This is a genomic window from Azospirillum sp. TSO35-2, from assembly GCF_003116095.1.
Classification (GTDB): domain Bacteria; phylum Pseudomonadota; class Alphaproteobacteria; order Azospirillales; family Azospirillaceae; genus Azospirillum.
In genome coordinates this window covers 99,859-114,456 of record NZ_LGRA01000021.1, presented here as the reverse complement: position 1 = coordinate 114,456, position 14,598 = coordinate 99,859, and the positions used below count along the sequence as shown (strand labels likewise).

General features: G+C 70.1%; 17 protein-coding genes and 1 tRNA gene. 7 read left to right on the top strand and 11 right to left on the bottom strand.

Features of this window, described 5'->3' with window-relative positions; genetic code table 11:
- Window positions 1-7: 7 nt before the first annotated feature.
- Entirely contained in the window at window positions 8-859 is an 852-nt protein-coding gene (locus TSO352_RS16720) for a response regulator (RefSeq protein ID WP_247872205.1), read from the bottom strand.
- 292 nt (window positions 860-1,151) lie between these two features.
- Between TSO352_RS16720 and trpB the strand changes: the two genes are divergently transcribed.
- From trpB to TSO352_RS16700, 4 genes are all read left to right on the top strand, one after another.
- The gene (gene trpB, locus TSO352_RS16715) at window positions 1,152-2,369 is read left to right on the top strand and encodes a tryptophan synthase subunit beta (RefSeq protein WP_109108459.1); all 1,218 of its coding nucleotides are present in this window, start codon (window positions 1,152-1,154) and stop codon (window positions 2,367-2,369) included.
- A complete protein-coding gene (gene trpA / locus TSO352_RS16710) occupies window positions 2,366-3,211 on the top strand; it encodes a tryptophan synthase subunit alpha (protein WP_199231640.1) in 846 nt (281 codons plus the stop codon). Before trpB ends, trpA begins: the two co-directional genes overlap by 4 nt.
- Before the next feature lie 157 nt (window positions 3,212-3,368).
- Window positions 3,369-4,382 (top strand): acetyl-CoA carboxylase, carboxyltransferase subunit beta, encoded by a 1,014-nt coding sequence (gene accD, locus TSO352_RS16705; RefSeq protein ID WP_109108457.1) that lies wholly within the window; start codon window positions 3,369-3,371, stop codon window positions 4,380-4,382.
- Between the two features lie 23 nt (window positions 4,383-4,405).
- The gene (locus TSO352_RS16700) at window positions 4,406-5,767 is read left to right on the top strand and encodes a folylpolyglutamate synthase/dihydrofolate synthase family protein (RefSeq protein WP_109108456.1); all 1,362 of its coding nucleotides are present in this window, start codon (window positions 4,406-4,408) and stop codon (window positions 5,765-5,767) included.
- 46 nt (window positions 5,768-5,813) lie between these two features.
- Here the strand turns inward: TSO352_RS16700 and TSO352_RS16695 are convergent, their stop codons facing one another.
- Window positions 5,814-7,556, bottom strand: a complete 1,743-nt coding sequence (locus TSO352_RS16695; protein WP_146210770.1) for a hypothetical protein — start codon at window positions 7,554-7,556, stop codon at window positions 5,814-5,816.
- 112 nt (window positions 7,557-7,668) lie between these two features.
- Between TSO352_RS16695 and TSO352_RS16690 the strand changes: the two genes are divergently transcribed.
- Complete coding sequence (locus TSO352_RS16690; protein ID WP_109108454.1) at window positions 7,669-7,941, top strand: DUF1289 domain-containing protein; 273 nt, start codon at window positions 7,669-7,671, stop codon at window positions 7,939-7,941.
- On the opposite strand, the gene TSO352_RS16685 is transcribed toward TSO352_RS16690, so the two are convergent.
- The 3 genes from TSO352_RS16685 to TSO352_RS16675 form a co-directional block, all read right to left on the bottom strand.
- Window positions 7,925-8,146: a hypothetical protein gene (locus tag TSO352_RS16685; protein ID WP_109108453.1), complete on the bottom strand. Its 222-nt coding sequence runs from the start codon at window positions 8,144-8,146 to the stop codon at window positions 7,925-7,927. The two genes, TSO352_RS16690 and TSO352_RS16685, sit on opposite strands and share 17 nt — an antisense overlap.
- Window positions 8,147-8,240: 94 nt before the next feature.
- Entirely contained in the window at window positions 8,241-8,684 is a 444-nt protein-coding gene (locus TSO352_RS16680) for a PA2169 family four-helix-bundle protein (RefSeq protein ID WP_109108452.1), read from the bottom strand.
- A gap of 134 nt (window positions 8,685-8,818) precedes the next feature.
- Window positions 8,819-9,376: a YgjV family protein gene (locus TSO352_RS16675; RefSeq protein WP_109108451.1), complete on the bottom strand. Its 558-nt coding sequence runs from the start codon at window positions 9,374-9,376 to the stop codon at window positions 8,819-8,821.
- Window positions 9,377-9,742: 366 nt separating this feature from the next.
- On the opposite strand from TSO352_RS16675, the gene TSO352_RS32965 reads away from it, so the two are divergent.
- Entirely contained in the window at window positions 9,743-9,994 is a 252-nt protein-coding gene (locus tag TSO352_RS32965) for a hypothetical protein (protein WP_146210769.1), read from the top strand.
- A gap of 409 nt (window positions 9,995-10,403) precedes the next feature.
- Here TSO352_RS32965 and TSO352_RS16665 read toward each other — a convergent pair.
- The 4 genes from TSO352_RS16665 to TSO352_RS16650 all read right to left on the bottom strand — a co-directional run bounded on the left by TSO352_RS16665 (window position 10,404) and on the right by TSO352_RS16650 (window position 12,996).
- Window positions 10,404-10,477: transfer RNA gene (locus TSO352_RS16665), tRNA-Gly, on the bottom strand.
- A gap of 35 nt (window positions 10,478-10,512) precedes the next feature.
- A complete protein-coding gene (locus tag TSO352_RS16660) occupies window positions 10,513-11,412 on the bottom strand; it encodes a lysophospholipid acyltransferase family protein (RefSeq protein ID WP_109108449.1) in 900 nt (299 codons plus the stop codon).
- Window positions 11,413-11,419: 7 nt separating this feature from the next.
- The gene (locus TSO352_RS16655) at window positions 11,420-12,316 is read right to left on the bottom strand and encodes a GNAT family N-acyltransferase (protein ID WP_109108448.1); all 897 of its coding nucleotides are present in this window, start codon (window positions 12,314-12,316) and stop codon (window positions 11,420-11,422) included.
- Window positions 12,317-12,582: 266 nt separating this feature from the next.
- Window positions 12,583-12,996, bottom strand: coding sequence for a MucR family transcriptional regulator (locus tag TSO352_RS16650; RefSeq protein WP_109108447.1), 414 nt, complete (start codon window positions 12,994-12,996; stop codon window positions 12,583-12,585).
- A gap of 89 nt (window positions 12,997-13,085) precedes the next feature.
- Between TSO352_RS16650 and TSO352_RS16645 the strand changes: the two genes are divergently transcribed.
- Window positions 13,086-13,340: a sulfurtransferase TusA family protein gene (locus tag TSO352_RS16645; protein WP_109108446.1), complete on the top strand. Its 255-nt coding sequence runs from the start codon at window positions 13,086-13,088 to the stop codon at window positions 13,338-13,340.
- A 3-nt stretch (window positions 13,341-13,343) separates the two neighbouring features.
- Here TSO352_RS16645 and TSO352_RS16640 read toward each other — a convergent pair whose 3' ends face one another.
- Together TSO352_RS16640 and tsaB are read right to left on the bottom strand one after the other, a co-directional pair.
- Entirely contained in the window at window positions 13,344-13,838 is a 495-nt protein-coding gene (locus TSO352_RS16640; protein ID WP_109108445.1) for an N-acetyltransferase, read from the bottom strand.
- A complete protein-coding gene (gene tsaB, locus TSO352_RS16635) occupies window positions 13,835-14,554 on the bottom strand; it encodes a tRNA (adenosine(37)-N6)-threonylcarbamoyltransferase complex dimerization subunit type 1 TsaB (protein WP_109108444.1) in 720 nt (239 codons plus the stop codon). Before tsaB ends, TSO352_RS16640 begins: the two co-directional genes overlap by 4 nt.
- Window positions 14,555-14,598 lie beyond the last annotated feature (44 nt).

Below are 14,598 nucleotides of genomic sequence, written 5' to 3'. Positions count from 1 at the left end.
ACGACGCTCAGTCCGGATCCCGGTCCGGGTCCGCGACCAGATAACCGGCGGCGCGGTAGGCCGCGATGGCGTCCCCGGCCAGCCGGGGAATGTCGCCGCGCAGCCTGTCGACCGCGTCCGTCGCCCCTTCCCCCGCCCCTTCTCCCACCAGAGCATCCCCGGCCGGGTCCTCCTCGGCCAGGCTCGCCCGGCAGGCCAGCTCCAGCCCGCGGGCGGCGGCGCACAGCGCGCGGGCGCCGAAGGTGCCGGCGGTGCTTTTCAGCGTGTGCGCCTCGCGCATCAGCACGGCGCGGTCGGTTTCCGCCATGATCCGCCCGACCCGCTCCAGGGTTTCCGCCACGAACTGCCGCAGCACATCGGCCAGCAGGTCGCCGTCCAGATCCTGGGCCAGTTGGGCCAGAACCTCGCGGTCCAGCACGTCCTGGTCCGGCAGGGCCGCGACCGGCACCGGGGCGCAGGGGCCGAAACCGGGCGATGCCGCCGGGCACAGCCATTTCTCCACCGTCTCCAGCAGTTGGACGCGGTCGACCGGCTTGGCGATGTGGTCGTTCATCCCGGCATCCTGGCAGCGGGCGCGGTCGGCCTCGCCGACGTCGGCGGTCATGGCGATCACCGGCACCCGCCCGGCGGCGCCCGGCAGGTCGCGCAGCAGCCGCGTCGCGGTCAGACCGTCCATCTCCGGCATCGACAGGTCCATCAGGATCAGGTCATAGCCGCCGGCCTGCGCCGCCATCACCGCCTCCAGCCCGTTGCCGGCGGTGTCGGTGCGATGCCCGGCCTGCGCCAGGATGGCAGTCACCAGCATCTGGTTCAGCGGACTGTCCTCCACCACCAGGATGCGGCGGGGCTCCCGCGCCATGGGCGCCGGCCGGGTGTCCGTGGGGAGAAGCGACGGCGGCGTCCGCGGAGGCATCGGCGATAAGCTCCTCGATGGGCGGGAGCGTCAGTGTAGGTGGCCCGCTTGTTCCTGGAAACCCCCGCTCCATCTTTCGGGGTGGCTGCTCCCCTATCGGCCGCCCCGGAATCGGTCGGTTCGAATCGGCCGCTTCAAATCGGCGCGGCGCACCGGTATGGTGGCGCGCTTGGCCGGCGTCCGGACTTTCAGGCCCGGACGATTCATGCTCCCTCGACCCTAGGCAGTGTCGCAGACGATGACCAAACTCAACACCTACCGCTCCGGTCCCGACGAGCGCGGGCATTTCGGCATCTACGGCGGGCGCTTCGTCGCCGAGACGCTGATGCCCCTGATCCTGGAGGTCGAGAAGGCCTATCGCGAGGCGCGCGCCGATCCCGCCTTCGAAGGCGAGATGCGCCAGCAGCTGAAGCAGTATGTCGGCCGTCCCAACCCGCTCTATTACGCGGAACGCCTGACCGAGCATCTGGGCGGGGCCAAGATCTACTTCAAGCGCGAGGAGCTGAACCACACCGGCGCCCACAAGATCAACAACTGCATCGGCCAGATCCTGCTGGCGCGGCGCATGGGCAAGACCCGCATCATCGCCGAGACCGGCGCCGGCCAGCATGGCGTGGCGACGGCGACGGTCTGCGCGCTCTACAACATGCCCTGCGTCATCTACATGGGCGAGACCGACATCGCCCGCCAGGCGCCCAACGTCTTCCGCATGAAGCTGCTGGGGGCGGAGGTGCGCGCCGTCACCTCCGGCGCCAAGACGCTGAAGGATGCGATGAACGAGGCGTTGCGCGACTGGGTCACCAACGTCGCCGACACCTTCTACATCATCGGCACCGCCGCCGGCCCGCACCCCTACCCCACCATCGTCCGCGATTTCCAGTCGGTGATCGGCGACGAGGTGCGGACCCAGATGCAGGAGCTGGAAGGCCGGCTGCCCGACAGCCTGGTCGCCTGCGTCGGCGGCGGGTCGAACGCCATCGGCCTGTTCCACCCCTTCCTGGACGAACCGACGGTGCAGATGATCGGCGTCGAGGCCGCCGGACGCGGCATCGAGAAGGGTCCGCTGGACCACGCCGCCTCGATCAACGGCGGCCGCCCCGGCGTGCTGCACGGCAACCGCACCTACCTGCTGCAGGACGAGGACGGCCAGATCCTGGAAGGCCACTCGATCTCCGCCGGCCTCGACTATCCCGGCATCGGGCCGGAGCACAGCTGGCTGCACGATGTCGGCCGCGTCGAATACGCGTCGGCCACCGACCAGGACGCGCTGGACGCCTTCCAGCTCTGCGCCCGGACCGAGGGCATCATCCCGGCGCTGGAATCGGCGCACGGGCTGGCCGAGGTCATCAAGCGCGCGCCGAAACTGCCCAAGGACCACCTGATGGTGCTGTGCCTGTCGGGCCGCGGCGACAAGGACATCTTCTCCGTCGCCAAGCATCTGGGAGTTGAGCTGTGAGTGCCGATCCGTTGTCGTCCGGCCGCATCGCCCGCCGTTTCGCCGCGCTGAAGGCGGAGGGTCGCGCCGGCCTGATCACCTTCGTCACCGCCGGCGACCCCGACCCCGCCACCTCGCGGGCGGTGCTGCACGGCCTGCCGGCCGCCGGCGCCGACCTGATCGAGCTGGGCATGCCCTTCACCGATCCGATGGCCGACGGTCCGGCGATCCAGGCGTCGTCACTGCGGGCGCTGCACGCCGGCATGACGGTGCGCAAGACGCTGGAGCTGGTGCGCGGCTTCCGCGAGGGCGACGCCGACACGCCGATCATCCTGATGGGCTATTACAACCCGATCTACGCCTACGGGGTCGACCGCTTCCTGGCCGACGCGCGCGACGCCGGGGTCGACGGCCTGATCGTCGTCGACCTGCCGCCGGAAGAGGACGAGGAGCTGTGCATCCCGGCGGTGAAGGCCGGCGTCAGCTTCGTCCGCCTGACGACGCCGACCACCGACGAGACGCGCATGCCGGTGGTGATGAAGAACACCTCGGGCTTTGTCTACTACGTGTCGATCGCCGGCATCACCGGCACCGCCAGCGCCGCCAACACCGCCATCGACGCGGCGGTGGAACGGCTGAAGCGCCACACCGACCTGCCGGTCGCCGTCGGCTTCGGCATCAAGACGCCGGCGCAGGCCGCCGACGTCGCCCGCATCGCCGACGCCGCGGTGGTCGGCTCTGCCATCGTCACCCGGCTGGCCGACGGGCTGGACGGCAGCGGCACGGTCCGGCCGGGCACGGTCGAGGACGTGCTGGGCTTCGTCCGCGAACTGGCCGAGGGCGTGCGCGCGGCGCGGGGGTGACCGGCGGACGGTTTACAAGAACGGCAAACAGCTTTACGACACCCCCAACACGATCGCTCACGGCGGCAGACGGCTGAAACGGCCCGGCGAGGCACCGACCCATGTGTCGGGCCGGCGCCGGGCTTCAGCATATCGCCGTGTCGTTGAAAGGCGTTCCATGAACTGGCTTACCAACTACGTCCGTCCCAAGATCCGCGCGCTCTACGCCCGCAAGGAAGTGCCCGACAACCTCTGGCACAAATGCCCGAGCTGCGAGTCGATGCTGTTCCACCGCGATCTGGAAGACAACCTGCATGTCTGCCAGCATTGCGGCTTCCACATGCGGCTCGACCCGATCAAGCGGCTGGAATCGCTGTTCGACGACGGCGCCTATGAGGGTGTCGAGCTGCCGAAGTCGGTCGCTGACCCGCTGAAGTTCCGTGACCAGAAGCGCTACACCGACCGCCTGAAGGAAGCGCAGACCAAGACCGGCCGCACCGACGCCATCGTCGTCGGCGAGGGCCGCATCGGCGGCCATGCCGCCGTGGTCGCCGCCTTCGACTTCGGCTTCATGGGCGGCTCGATGGGCATCGCCGTCGGCGAGGGGCTGCTGACCGCCGCCCGGCTGGCGGTGGCCAAGCACGCGCCGCTGATCGTCGTGTCGGCGTCGGGCGGCGCCCGCATGCAGGAAGGCATCCTGTCGCTGATGCAGATGCCGCGCACCACCATCGCGGTGGAGATGGTCAAGGAAGCCGGCCTGCCCTACATCGTCGTGCTGACCGACCCGACCACCGGCGGCGTCACCGCCAGCTTCGCGATGCTGGGCGACATCCACATCGCCGAGAAGGGCGCGCAGATCGGCTTCGCCGGCGCCCGCGTCATCGAAAGCACGATCCGCGAGACGCTGCCCGAGGGCTTCCAGCGCTCCGAATACCTGCTGGAGCACGGCATGGTCGACATGGTCGTCCACCGCCGCGACCTGCGCCCGACGCTGTCGCGCAGCATCGGCCTGCTGATGACCCCGCGCATCGACGCGGCGGAACCGGTGGACGTCGACCTCAGCGCCGCGCAGCCGGTGGAGGCGGAGGTGATCCCGCCGACCGCCCAGCCCAGCGCCGCCCAGCCGGTCGCCGCCCAGGCCGCGGGACAGGCCGCCGCTCCGGCCGCCCCGGTCCAGGCCGGCGACGACTGACCCTCGCGACCTTCGAGACGACCATGATCGACGCCGCCCCTCCGCCCGCCCCGTCCCAGCCAGCAGCCCGTTCCGCCGCGAACCGGGCCGACCCGGTGTTGGACCGGCTGAAGGGGCTGCACCCCAAGGTCATCGACCTGTCGCTGGACCGGGTGCGGCGGCTGCTGGCGGCGCTGGACCATCCGGAGCGCAAGCTGCCGCCGGTGGTCCATGTCGCCGGCACCAACGGCAAGGGGTCGACGGTCGCCTTCCTGCGCGCGATGCTGGAGGCGGCGGGGTACCGTGTCCATGTCTACACCTCGCCGCATCTGGTGCGTTTTCACGAGCGCATCCGGCTGGCCGGCCGGCTGATCGACGACGACCATCTGGCCGCCCTGCTGGAGGAATGCGAGGTTGCCAACGCCGGCCACCCGATCACCTTCTTCGAGGTGACGACGGTCGCCGCCTTCCTCGCCTTCTCCCGCGTGCCGGCCGACGTCGTGCTGCTGGAAACCGGGCTGGGCGGCCGGCTGGACGCCACCAACATGGTGGATCGGCCGGCGGTGACGGCGATCACCCGCATCTCCTACGACCACCGCCAGTTCCTCGGCGAATCCCTGCTGGAGATCGCCAGCGAGAAGGCCGGCATCTTCAAGCCCGGCGTGCCGGTGGTGCTGGCGCCGCAGCCCGAGGCCGACGCGCTGCGGGCGCTGACCCTGCGCGCCACCGCCATCGCCGCGCCGATCCAGCCCTGGTCGGTCACGCCGCAAGCCGGTGGATTCCGCTTCGAAAGCGCGACGCGACGCCTCGACCTGCCGATGCCGGGCCTTGCCGGCGCGCACCAGATCACCAACGCCGGGGTGGCGATCGCCTGCCTCGACCATCTGCCGCTGACGGTCGACAACGACGCCGTGCGCCGCGGCCTGACCGCCGTCGAGTGGCCGGCGCGGCTGCAACGCCTGACGCGCGGCCCGCTGGCCGACCGGCTGCCGCCGGGCTGGGAGCTGTGGCTGGACGGTGGCCACAACGACAGCGCGGGTGAAGCGCTGGCCCGTCAGGCGGTCGACTGGTCGCAGGAGCGGTCCGGCGGCGGCGGTGATGGCCGCGCGCTGCCGCTGCTGCTGATCTACGGCATGCTGTCGAGCAAGGACCCGTACGAGTTCCTCGGCCCGATCGCCCCATTCACCCACGCCCTGCGCGCGGTGGCGATTCCCGGCGAGGAGGCCAGCTTCACCGCCGAGGAATCGTCGGAAACCGGCCGGATCTGCGGCATCCGCGACAGCGCGGCGGCCGACACGGTCGACGCCGCCCTGGCCGATCTGGTCGCCCACCGGCCCGGCCCGGCCCGCGTGCTGATCTGTGGCTCGCTCTATCTCGCCGGATCGGTGCTGGCCGACAACGGCTGAGCGCCGTCCGCCGACCACGTCCAACCGGGGCGAACTCCCGTCCCGGTCAGCGCTTGCGGCGGCCGTCCAGTTCCAGCATGCCGCGCAGCGCGGCAATGGTCTTGCTGAGCGGCGTCGGCTCGTGCCCGGCCGCCGGCTTTCCCGGTTTGGCATCGTCCGGTGGGGCATCCGCCTCGGGCGCCCGACGTTCGGGCAGCGGCTCGGGCGGGCGGGCTTTGCCGGCGCGCGGTTTCGGCAAGGGCGGCTCCGCCGGGGAGTCCTCCTCGACCAGAGTGCGCAGGGCCTTCATCGCCTCTTCGATCTCGCGCTCCTGGGCGGAGCGGCGGCCCGACGCCGGCCGGTCGTGATCGTCCATCCGATCATCGGGCGGGTCATGGGGCCGATCATCCGTCGGTCCCGCCCAGGATTGCGCGGCCGGATCGGAATCCGGCTCGCCGTCGTCCATCGCACTGTCGTCCATCGCACTGTCGTCGGCGGCCGGGGCAGGGCGGCGGTCGGCGGCGCGCGGCTTGCCGCCGGCGGTCGGGGCCAGCGGTTCGCTCGCCGCGTCCTCGATCATCGACCGCAACGCCGCCAACGTCCGGTCAAACCCATCCTCGTCATCCGCCGGCGGGGGCGGGCGCTGCGCGCGCCGTTCCGCCCGGTGCTGGTCGAAATCGAGCGGTTCCGTAGCCGGTTGGGGCGGCAACGGTTTGGACGGTGACTTGGCGGACGCTTCGGATCGGGCCGGCCGCGGCGTGGGCTTCTCCGGGTCGCGGATCGCGAAGGACAGGATGTCGTCGTCCGACGGTTCATCCTCCGCGTTCCACCGTTCGGCCGACCAGTCTTCGGATTCGTCACCGGTCTCCCCGGTTTCCGGCTCGTCCTCGAAATCGTCGCGCACCAGCGCCTTGTGCGAGAAGACGGCGGGCGCGCCTTCATCGCCCTCGTCCTGGTCGTCGTCGCCCCGGTCCTCAATGTCGAAGGCCGCGGCGCGGCTGCCGCGCCGGTCGGGCTCGCCCCAGCCATCGTCCGGCGCGTTGTCAAAGTCGTCGTCGGACCGCCGCCTTCCGGCAACGCGTCCCTGTTCCGGCGGGTCGTCGTTCCAACCGGTCTGCGCCAACAGGCGATGCAGCGCCGTCAGCGTTTCGTCCGCACCGTCGTCCTCCGCGTCGTCGTCGGCCGGCGCCTGATCACGCTTTGCGATGCCGGCCTTGCCAGAGTCGGCGCTCCCGCTGTCGTCCCAGCCGTCGTCCAGTTCCTCGGCCGCGTCGTCGTCGGCCGGCGGCTCGGCGTTGCCCAGCCGGGCGGCCATGTCGGCCAGCGACACCGGTTCCCACAGCGGGTCGGCATCGTCGTCGGGCGGTCCGTCGGCCACCAGTTCGGCCAAGGGCTTGGTCGGCGGGACCGGCTTCGGCCGAGCCGGCGGAGCCGGTTGTGGACGCGCCGGCGAAGCCGGTTGAAGAGCGACCGGCGGAGAGGGGTCGGCACGGCGGGCGGGCGGCGGGGGTTCCGGCTCATCCTCTTCCCGGCCGGTGCCGCGGAACGAGGCGAGCAGCCCCTGCAACGCCGCCAGCGGGGCGTCGAAGGACGGCTCCTCGTTGGCGGCGGCCGGCGGCTCGACCAGGATCGGGCGGCTTTCGATGTCGCGGGAATCGCAGCGCGAACAGCGATAGTGCGGCGCGATCGACAGCACCGGGTAATTGGGGCCGAACCGCCGTTCCAGCATGGCACGGGGCAGGACGCCGCCATGCCCGCAGGCGCGGCAGCGCAATTGCACGTCGGCGTCGATGTCACGAAGGAACAGCATGCGGGCCATGCCCGCAGTATAGCGGCGCGCCCGCGGCTTTCCCATCCGTTTCGGGCGCTTGTTCCGAGCCTGGACGCTTGCCGCGGCTCCGCCGGCTTGGCACAGTCCGGGCATGCCCCTGTGCCGCGATCCCGATCCGGAGCCCGTTCCATCACCCTGCGTCCGGCTGTGCACGCTGGACGCCGATGGAATCTGTGTCGGTTGCTATCGCACGCTGGAGGACATCACGGCGTGGCGTGGTCTGGACCCCGCCGGCCGCCGTGCAGCGCTGGCCGCAGCGGGCCGGCGCCGTACGGCGGCAGAGGGCAGGGTGTCGGGTGCGGGGCTGCCGGAGACGACGGGGCTGCCGGGCCGGCTGCCCGGCGGTCTCACGCCGCGCGGGTGACGGTCAGGCCCTGTTCGGACAGGCTGTCGATGAAGTCCTTGAACTTCCGCAGATAGCGGCTGCGATAGGCGTCGAAATCGGCGGCGATGGCCGCTTCGGCGTTGTCGGACTTCTTGAACTCGGCCACGCGGTGGGCGTTTTCCGCCCGGTACAGGGCGAAGGCGCCCTCGGTGACCAGATCATTGGTCGATTTGTTGCTGTTCATCAATCCATGTCCAGGTGAACGGTGGAGCGGTGGTTAAGACCACCAACGAAAGCCTACGCCCTGGTTGGACCCCCCGCAATGCTGCGACGCACCATCATGCCACCACGTCGCGCAAGGCCGCCATGCGGTCACGGTCGACCCGGATGCGGTCGAGATGCTGGGCGATCACCGCGGTGATCGGCAGGGGAAGCTCCTTGGCCATCGCTTCGTCATAGCGGCGCAGGCATTCGGTTTCCCCGCGCTCGACCTCGGTGATGATGGCGGCCCGGTCATGGCCGAGCACCGCGGATTTCAGCTCCAGGAAGAAACGGTGGGCGCCGCCCATCATCGTGCCGCCCATGTCGGGCGCACCGCCCTGTTCGGCGACCAGACGCTGGACTTCGCGGACAATGGCGCCGCGCTGGGCGGCGAGGTCGTTGAACAGCGCCTTCAGATCCTCGTCCTCGGCGCTCTCGGCCGCCTGGCGATAGCCCTCGTGACTGTCTTCGACGATGCGGATCAGGTCGTTGAGCGTATCGACGATCTCGGCTTTTTCCATGGTGGCAGGTCCTCCGGTGCATCCCCGTCGCTGGCACAACCCGGCCGCCGGGCCGAATGTTCCCACCGGGGGTCATGACCATTCGGAGCGGGCCACTCACCATCCATCCGCGTCCATCCGCCCCCGTGACCAGCTCACGCCGTGGCCGTGGCGGCGCCACGGCCAACACCGGCGCGCCACAGGCTCCAGCCATGGCCGGTGAGCGCCATCGCGTCGGACGCCAGCCCGAAGGCCGATCCGGCGAGCGCGTTGTGACCGGCGCCGACCAGCGTCGCCGCCACGAAGAACAGCCGCATCGGCCCGACCGCGCCCTGCCAGCGGCCGAGCGTGGCCAGCAGGAAACCGGCGGCCGACAGCGCCGACAGCGGCCCCTGCCAAGTCAGCGCCGCGACCGCCAGGGCGGCCGGCACCGTCAGGCCATAGAGCAGCTCGAGCCCGCGCGACGGTCGGGTCCGGCAGCGTACGGCCATCTGCACCAGCCCCAGCAGGCACATCAGCGTGCCGGTCCGGGCGCCCAGGCACAGGAAATGGACGAGGAACAGCGAGGACGCCGTCGCCTGTGCCGCCAGGATCGCCCGCCGGTCGCCGAGCAGGGTCGACAGGGTTCCGGCCACCAGACCGGCACAGCCGGTCGCCGTGATCAGGGAGATGGCGGAGAGGGTCGGAAGATAATCCAGCAGAAAGACCGTCATGGAACGCCTTCGCGTGAAGAACACGCTGCACCGCAGCGAAGGCGTCGCACGCTAGGTCCTGATGGTTAACTGGGTATGAACAGGGGTGTGACCGGAAGCGGACGAAAAGATGACCGCTCGGGTGACCTCGACTGTTCACCCGACCGACCATGTGTTCGCGGGAGAGTCCGGTGGCGAATATTGCGCCTTCCCTGGGCGGCCCCATCGTCTGAACCGGTGCGGAGCCGCCGCCGACCGATCAGGTTGGACCTGTCCTTCCGTGCCGTTGGCAGCGGCGGCCAAGGACGGCATGCTCCGCTCGCCTTGGTCCTGCCACCTATGCCGGGACCGGATCGGAATGGGGGAACAGCGATAAGGGGGCCATCGATGACGCTGTACGGACGACATCCCGCCTCGCTGGCCTGGGCCGGCGCGCCATGCACCACCGGCGGACAGCCGGGGCGCAACGTGCCGCTGTGCCGGTCCTGCGGCCGGGCGATCCGAACCGGCGAGGCGCATTGGGCGGGCCACGGCGACCAGAACCCCTGGCATTACGGCTGTGCCGAACGCGCCGGCCTCACATGGCCGTGGAGCGCCCAGCCAGCCACACCCGGTCAGCGCTCCCGCCTGGGCAAGTGACGGCAGCATCACCGTCCGACCCCGCCAGCGCGGCATCCCGACCCCGCCGGTAAGCGTCGCGCTCCGCGTCGAGGATGGCTTCGGCCAAGCGCCGTTCGAAATCCCGTTCCACGAGAGCGGAGAACAGGTCGATGCGGAAGCGGGCTTGCAGGGACCGGCTCAACCGGCGGGCTCGTTCGATCGGGGGCACGGCGTTTCCCTCGCGGCTGGGGGTGGAACCCAGCAAGCCTACGGCCCTCCACCTTTCCGGCAACGGCGCGCACGGCGAACCCGAAACGCAAAAGAGAGCGCCCGTTTGCACGATCACGGCAAACCGCTCATCGATCGGACGTCACCGACCAGACTTTTAGGTTTTAGGGACCAGATTTTAAAACGGGGAGTGTGCGAGCGCCAACCAAAGCGGTGCGGTTGGAGCGGGTGAAGGGAATCGAACCCTCGTCGTAAGCTTGGGAAGCTTCTGCTCTACCATTGAGCTACACCCGCGCGCCCGCTGTTTATAGGCGACCGCGGCAGCGGATTCAAGCACTCCCGTGCGCCGCATCGCTGATCGTGGGAGCGGCGGGAGAGGGCGTGGTCTCGGTGGTGGCGAGGGAGGCGTCGGTCGGGCGCGGAGCGTCGGGACGGCCGGAAACCGCGCGGGCCACGCCCTGGGTGATCACGCGGTGGCAATGGTCGGCCAGGGCCTTGCGGCTGGAAAAGCCGTCGATGGTCACCGGCGGGTGGAACTCCACCTCCACCGTCATGCCGCCGAGACGGAAGGCCTGCCACAGGTGCGGCACCAGGTCCATGTCGCCGTACCAGGCGTAGAAGGGGCGGAAGGCGAAACCCATCGGGATGCCGTCCAGCCGGGTCGGCGTGATGCTGACCGGCTGCACCGTCAGCGGACGGCCGTCGATCCGGCGCGAGGCGACGGCGAACAGCGCCGTCTTGAAGGGCAGGGTGCGGTTGCCGTCGCTGGAGGTGCCCTCCGGGAACAGGATCAGGCTGTCGCCGGACTCCAGGCGACCGCCCAGATCGTCGCGCTGCTGCCCGACGGTCGAGCGCGCCTTGCGTTCGACGAACACCGTGCGCTGCAGCTTGGCGAGCAGGCCGAAGAAGGGCCAGCTCCCGACTTCGGTCTTGGCGACGAAGGAACCGGGGATCAGCGACCCCAGCACGGTGATGTCGAGGTAGGAGGAATGGTTGGACACGAACATCACCGGACCGTCGGCCGCCCGGTCGCCGCGCACCACCACGTCCAGCCCCATCAGACGGGTGCAGACGCGGTGATAGAAGACCGGCAGGCCGCGGTTCAGCCGCCAGCCCCGCGCGACCGCCAGCGCCTGCACCGGGATCAGGATCACCGTCCACAGCAGATACAGCGTCAGACGCAGAGCCCCGCGGGGGGAGGACCCCAGGGCGCGCGCGGTACGGGTCATCACCGCCTCAGCCGGCTTGGCCGTCGCGGCTGCGACGTTCGTAATGCTTGAAATACTTGTCGGTGATCAGGTCGGTCTTGACCACGATGCAGACGTCGGTGGTGTTGAACTGGTGGTCGATCACCGCGCCGTCGCCGATGAAGCCGCCCAGCCGCAGATAGCCCTTGATCAGCGGCGGCAGCACGTTCAGCGCGCGCCGCGGGTCGATCCGGTCCTTCGGCATCAGGTCGAGCGAGACGTAGCGCTCGGGCAGCGCCGTCGCCCGCAGCTCCGGCGGGGCCAGATGGTGATGGTGCAGGTAGGACAGCGGTTCGGCCAGCGCGCCGGGATCGGTGCCGGGCAGGCTGGCGCAGCCGAACATCAGGGCGATGTCATGCTGGAAGACATAGGCGGCGATGCCCTGCCACAGCAGTTGCATGCTGCCGCGCGAGCGGTAGCCGGCGTCGACGCAGGACCGCCCCAGCTCCAGGATCTCGCCGGGGTAGTCGAGCAGCGGGCGGATGTCGTACTCGTCGCTGGAATAGAAACGCCCGGTCTTCGCCGCGGCGGGGCGACGGATCAGGCGATAGGTGCCGACCACCATGTCGGGGCCGTTGCCGCGGGCGTGGTCGATGACCAGCAGATGGTCGCACACCCCGTCGAAATCGTCGAAATCGCGCTGCTGCGCCTGCATCGCGGCCGAAGGGATCGCCGCCATCTCGTCATAGAAGACGCGGTAGCGCAGGGCCTGCGCCCAGTCGATCTCGGCGGCGGTTTCGGCCAGCCGGACCTCCAGCGTGCCCAGGCGGATGCCGTCCATCGCCTTGGCCGTCGCGTTTGCGGCCTCCGCCGTCCGGGCGTCCGCCTCGCTCCGCTCCGGGCGCGGCCGGGCCATGCCCGTCTGGTCCAAGCTTGCATCAGCCATGTCGACGGTCCGCTGCGGTGGTTCGGGACGTTGTGCCATGCCGCCATTCGTCACCGTCGGGCCCGGGCGGCCACGTCGGAACGAACAGCGTCGCACACACCGCAAGGCATAACACGAAGCGCAGGTTGCCGGTCAACCGACATCGTCAGGCCGACGGCGTCAGGGCGGCAGCGCCGCGCGCGATCAGCGGGACGAGGCGGCGGCGAAAGGCGGTGCGGCGGGCCACGGCGCGCCCGAGCCATGCGGGCGCGCGACCCGGCAACGGTTCAGGCGCCGCGGCGAGCGCGCGTGCCGAGACCGATCTGCTTGGCCAGCGAGCTGCGCTGGCGGGCGTAGTTCGGCGCGACCATCGGGTAGTCGGCCGGCAGGCCCCAGCGGTCACGGTAGTCTTCTGGGGTCATATTGTACGCTGTCTTGAGATGGCGCTTCAGCATCTTCAGCTTCTTGCCATCTTCCAGGCAGACAATATAGTCCGGCGTGACCGACTTCTTGATCGGCACCGCGGGCTGCGGGCGCTCTTCAGCCACCACGGGTTCCGTGCCGACGTTGGCCAGCGACTTGTAGACCTGCTCGATCAGCGTCGGAAGATCGGTCAGAGCCACTGTATTGTTCGAGACATGCGCCGCCACGATCTCCGTGGTCAGAGACAACAGCGCGTTGGAAGGGGACCCGTTGCTCATGTAAGCTTGCTCCGCGGCATTCGTACCTCTCCATATAAAGAGGTTTTCTGCGGCGCGCAATATCCATCCTTTGGAACCAAGAGGAATCGGTGACCGAAAAAAGCTCCACAGACTTGTTTCTCGACATCACCTCGCAGGTTTGTCCGTTAACCTTCGTCAAGACCAAGTTGATGGTCGAGCGGATGGACGCGGGCCAAACCCTCGAAGTCCGGCTGAATGCCGGCGAACCCTTGGAAAATGTACCACGATCCTTGATCGAATTGGGCCACAGCATTCTGTCTGTGCAGCCTGAACGGAAGGATGACCCCCATGGGGTCCACCGCCTGATCGTGCGAAAAAATTAACCCCTATGCCCCACCCAGATCGCGGCGCAGCACAAGCGCGGCCACCCGGCCGTCGGGGCGCTTGTAATATCCGGGCCGCCGGCCGACGGAAAAGAAGCCGCAGGCCTTGTATAGAGTCCAAGCCGCCTGATTGTCCTCGGCGACTTCAAGAAACAGCGCAGTAGCGCCCAGGTCATGCGACCCGGCGGCAGCGGCCTCGACCAGCCGGCGGCCGACACCGGTCCGCCGGGCGGCCGGCAGCACCCCGATCGCCAGGATCTCGGCGTCCTCGCCCGCCACGCGGGCCATGACGAAGCCGACCGGCGCGCCATCCGGTTCCCCGCCCAGCGCCAGCACGGCAAAGCCGCCGGGTGGACCGGTCAGCGTGGCGACCGACGCCTCGTCCCAGGGATCGTCGGGAAAGCAGGCCTGCTGGAGGGCGGCCACCACCCCGGCCTCCAGCGGACCGGCGCGGTGCAGGCGGAAGCCCGGGGCAGGGGAGGGGGAGGGGCCGGTCATGCCCCGGCCTTCGGGATGGCCGCTTTCGGCAGGGTGACGTCGGGCGGGCGCAGATAGAAGGGTTCTACTGGCAAACCGGTGGGACGCGACGCCCCCAGCGCCGCGACCACCGCCGCGTCGGGCAGCCCGTCGCCCGCCGCCATGATCAGGTCGGGCCGGCCGGCCAGCAGCGGACGCAGCGCGGCGGCGGCATCGCCGGCCAGCAGCAGCGGCCCCGACGGGCACAGCGCGTCGAGCCATGCCGGGATCGCCGCCGGGTCGGGCATCGCCGGATCGCCCAGCGGGGTAAGGTCGCCGTCGAACAACTGCAGGAACGGCTCCACCCGCCGGCTGTCGACGGCGACCAGAACGGCGCGGCCGGCGCGCTCGGCCGACGGGATGCCGTGGGCGATGGCGTCGAAGCTGGTGACGCCGACCACCGGCAGGTCGTGGGCGACGGCGATGCCGCGCGCCGCCGCCAGCGCGATGCGCAGGCCGGTGAAGGCCCCCGGCCCCACCGTCACGGCGACGCGGTCGAGGTCGGCGAAACCGACGCCGGCCTCCGCCAGCACCTCCTGCGCCAGCGGCACCAGCACCTCCGCCTGCCCGCGCGCCATCGGAGCGTGGCGGCGGACGGTCACGCGGGGTTCGCCGTCGCCCGCTTGCCCCGGCGCCTGTCCTTGCCAAAGCGCGGCCGAACAGCCCGACGTCGCGGTATCCAGACCCAGAACCTTCATTATCCCACCCTTGTTGCAACCGCAGCCTTCAGCACAAACCCACC

Bases quoted from the DNA above. Each gene is read 5' to 3' on its own strand.
- TSO352_RS16720 (WP_247872205.1), bottom strand. From the start codon at position 859: ATGGCGCGGGAGCCCCGCCGCATCCTGGTGGTGGAGGACAGTCCGCTG.
- trpB (WP_109108459.1), top strand. From the start codon at position 1,152: ATGACCAAACTCAACACCTACCGCTCCGGTCCCGACGAGCGCGGGCAT.
- accD (WP_109108457.1), top strand. From the start codon at position 3,369: ATGAACTGGCTTACCAACTACGTCCGTCCCAAGATCCGCGCGCTCTAC.
- TSO352_RS16700 (WP_109108456.1), top strand. From the start codon at position 4,406: ATGATCGACGCCGCCCCTCCGCCCGCCCCGTCCCAGCCAGCAGCCCGT.
- TSO352_RS16695 (WP_146210770.1), bottom strand. From the start codon at position 7,556: ATGCTGTTCCTTCGTGACATCGACGCCGACGTGCAATTGCGCTGCCGC.
- TSO352_RS16690 (WP_109108454.1), top strand. From the start codon at position 7,669: ATGCCCCTGTGCCGCGATCCCGATCCGGAGCCCGTTCCATCACCCTGC.
- TSO352_RS16685 (WP_109108453.1), bottom strand. From the start codon at position 8,146: ATGAACAGCAACAAATCGACCAATGATCTGGTCACCGAGGGCGCCTTC.
- TSO352_RS16680 (WP_109108452.1), bottom strand. From the start codon at position 8,684: ATGGAAAAAGCCGAGATCGTCGATACGCTCAACGACCTGATCCGCATC.
- TSO352_RS16675 (WP_109108451.1), bottom strand. From the start codon at position 9,376: ATGACGGTCTTTCTGCTGGATTATCTTCCGACCCTCTCCGCCATCTCC.
- TSO352_RS32965 (WP_146210769.1), top strand. From the start codon at position 9,743: ATGACGCTGTACGGACGACATCCCGCCTCGCTGGCCTGGGCCGGCGCG.
- TSO352_RS16660 (WP_109108449.1), bottom strand. From the start codon at position 11,412: ATGACCCGTACCGCGCGCGCCCTGGGGTCCTCCCCCCGCGGGGCTCTG.
- TSO352_RS16655 (WP_109108448.1), bottom strand. From the start codon at position 12,316: ATGGCTGATGCAAGCTTGGACCAGACGGGCATGGCCCGGCCGCGCCCG.
- TSO352_RS16650 (WP_109108447.1), bottom strand. From the start codon at position 12,996: ATGAGCAACGGGTCCCCTTCCAACGCGCTGTTGTCTCTGACCACGGAG.
- TSO352_RS16640 (WP_109108445.1), bottom strand. From the start codon at position 13,838: ATGACCGGCCCCTCCCCCTCCCCTGCCCCGGGCTTCCGCCTGCACCGC.
- tsaB (WP_109108444.1), bottom strand. From the start codon at position 14,554: ATGAAGGTTCTGGGTCTGGATACCGCGACGTCGGGCTGTTCGGCCGCG.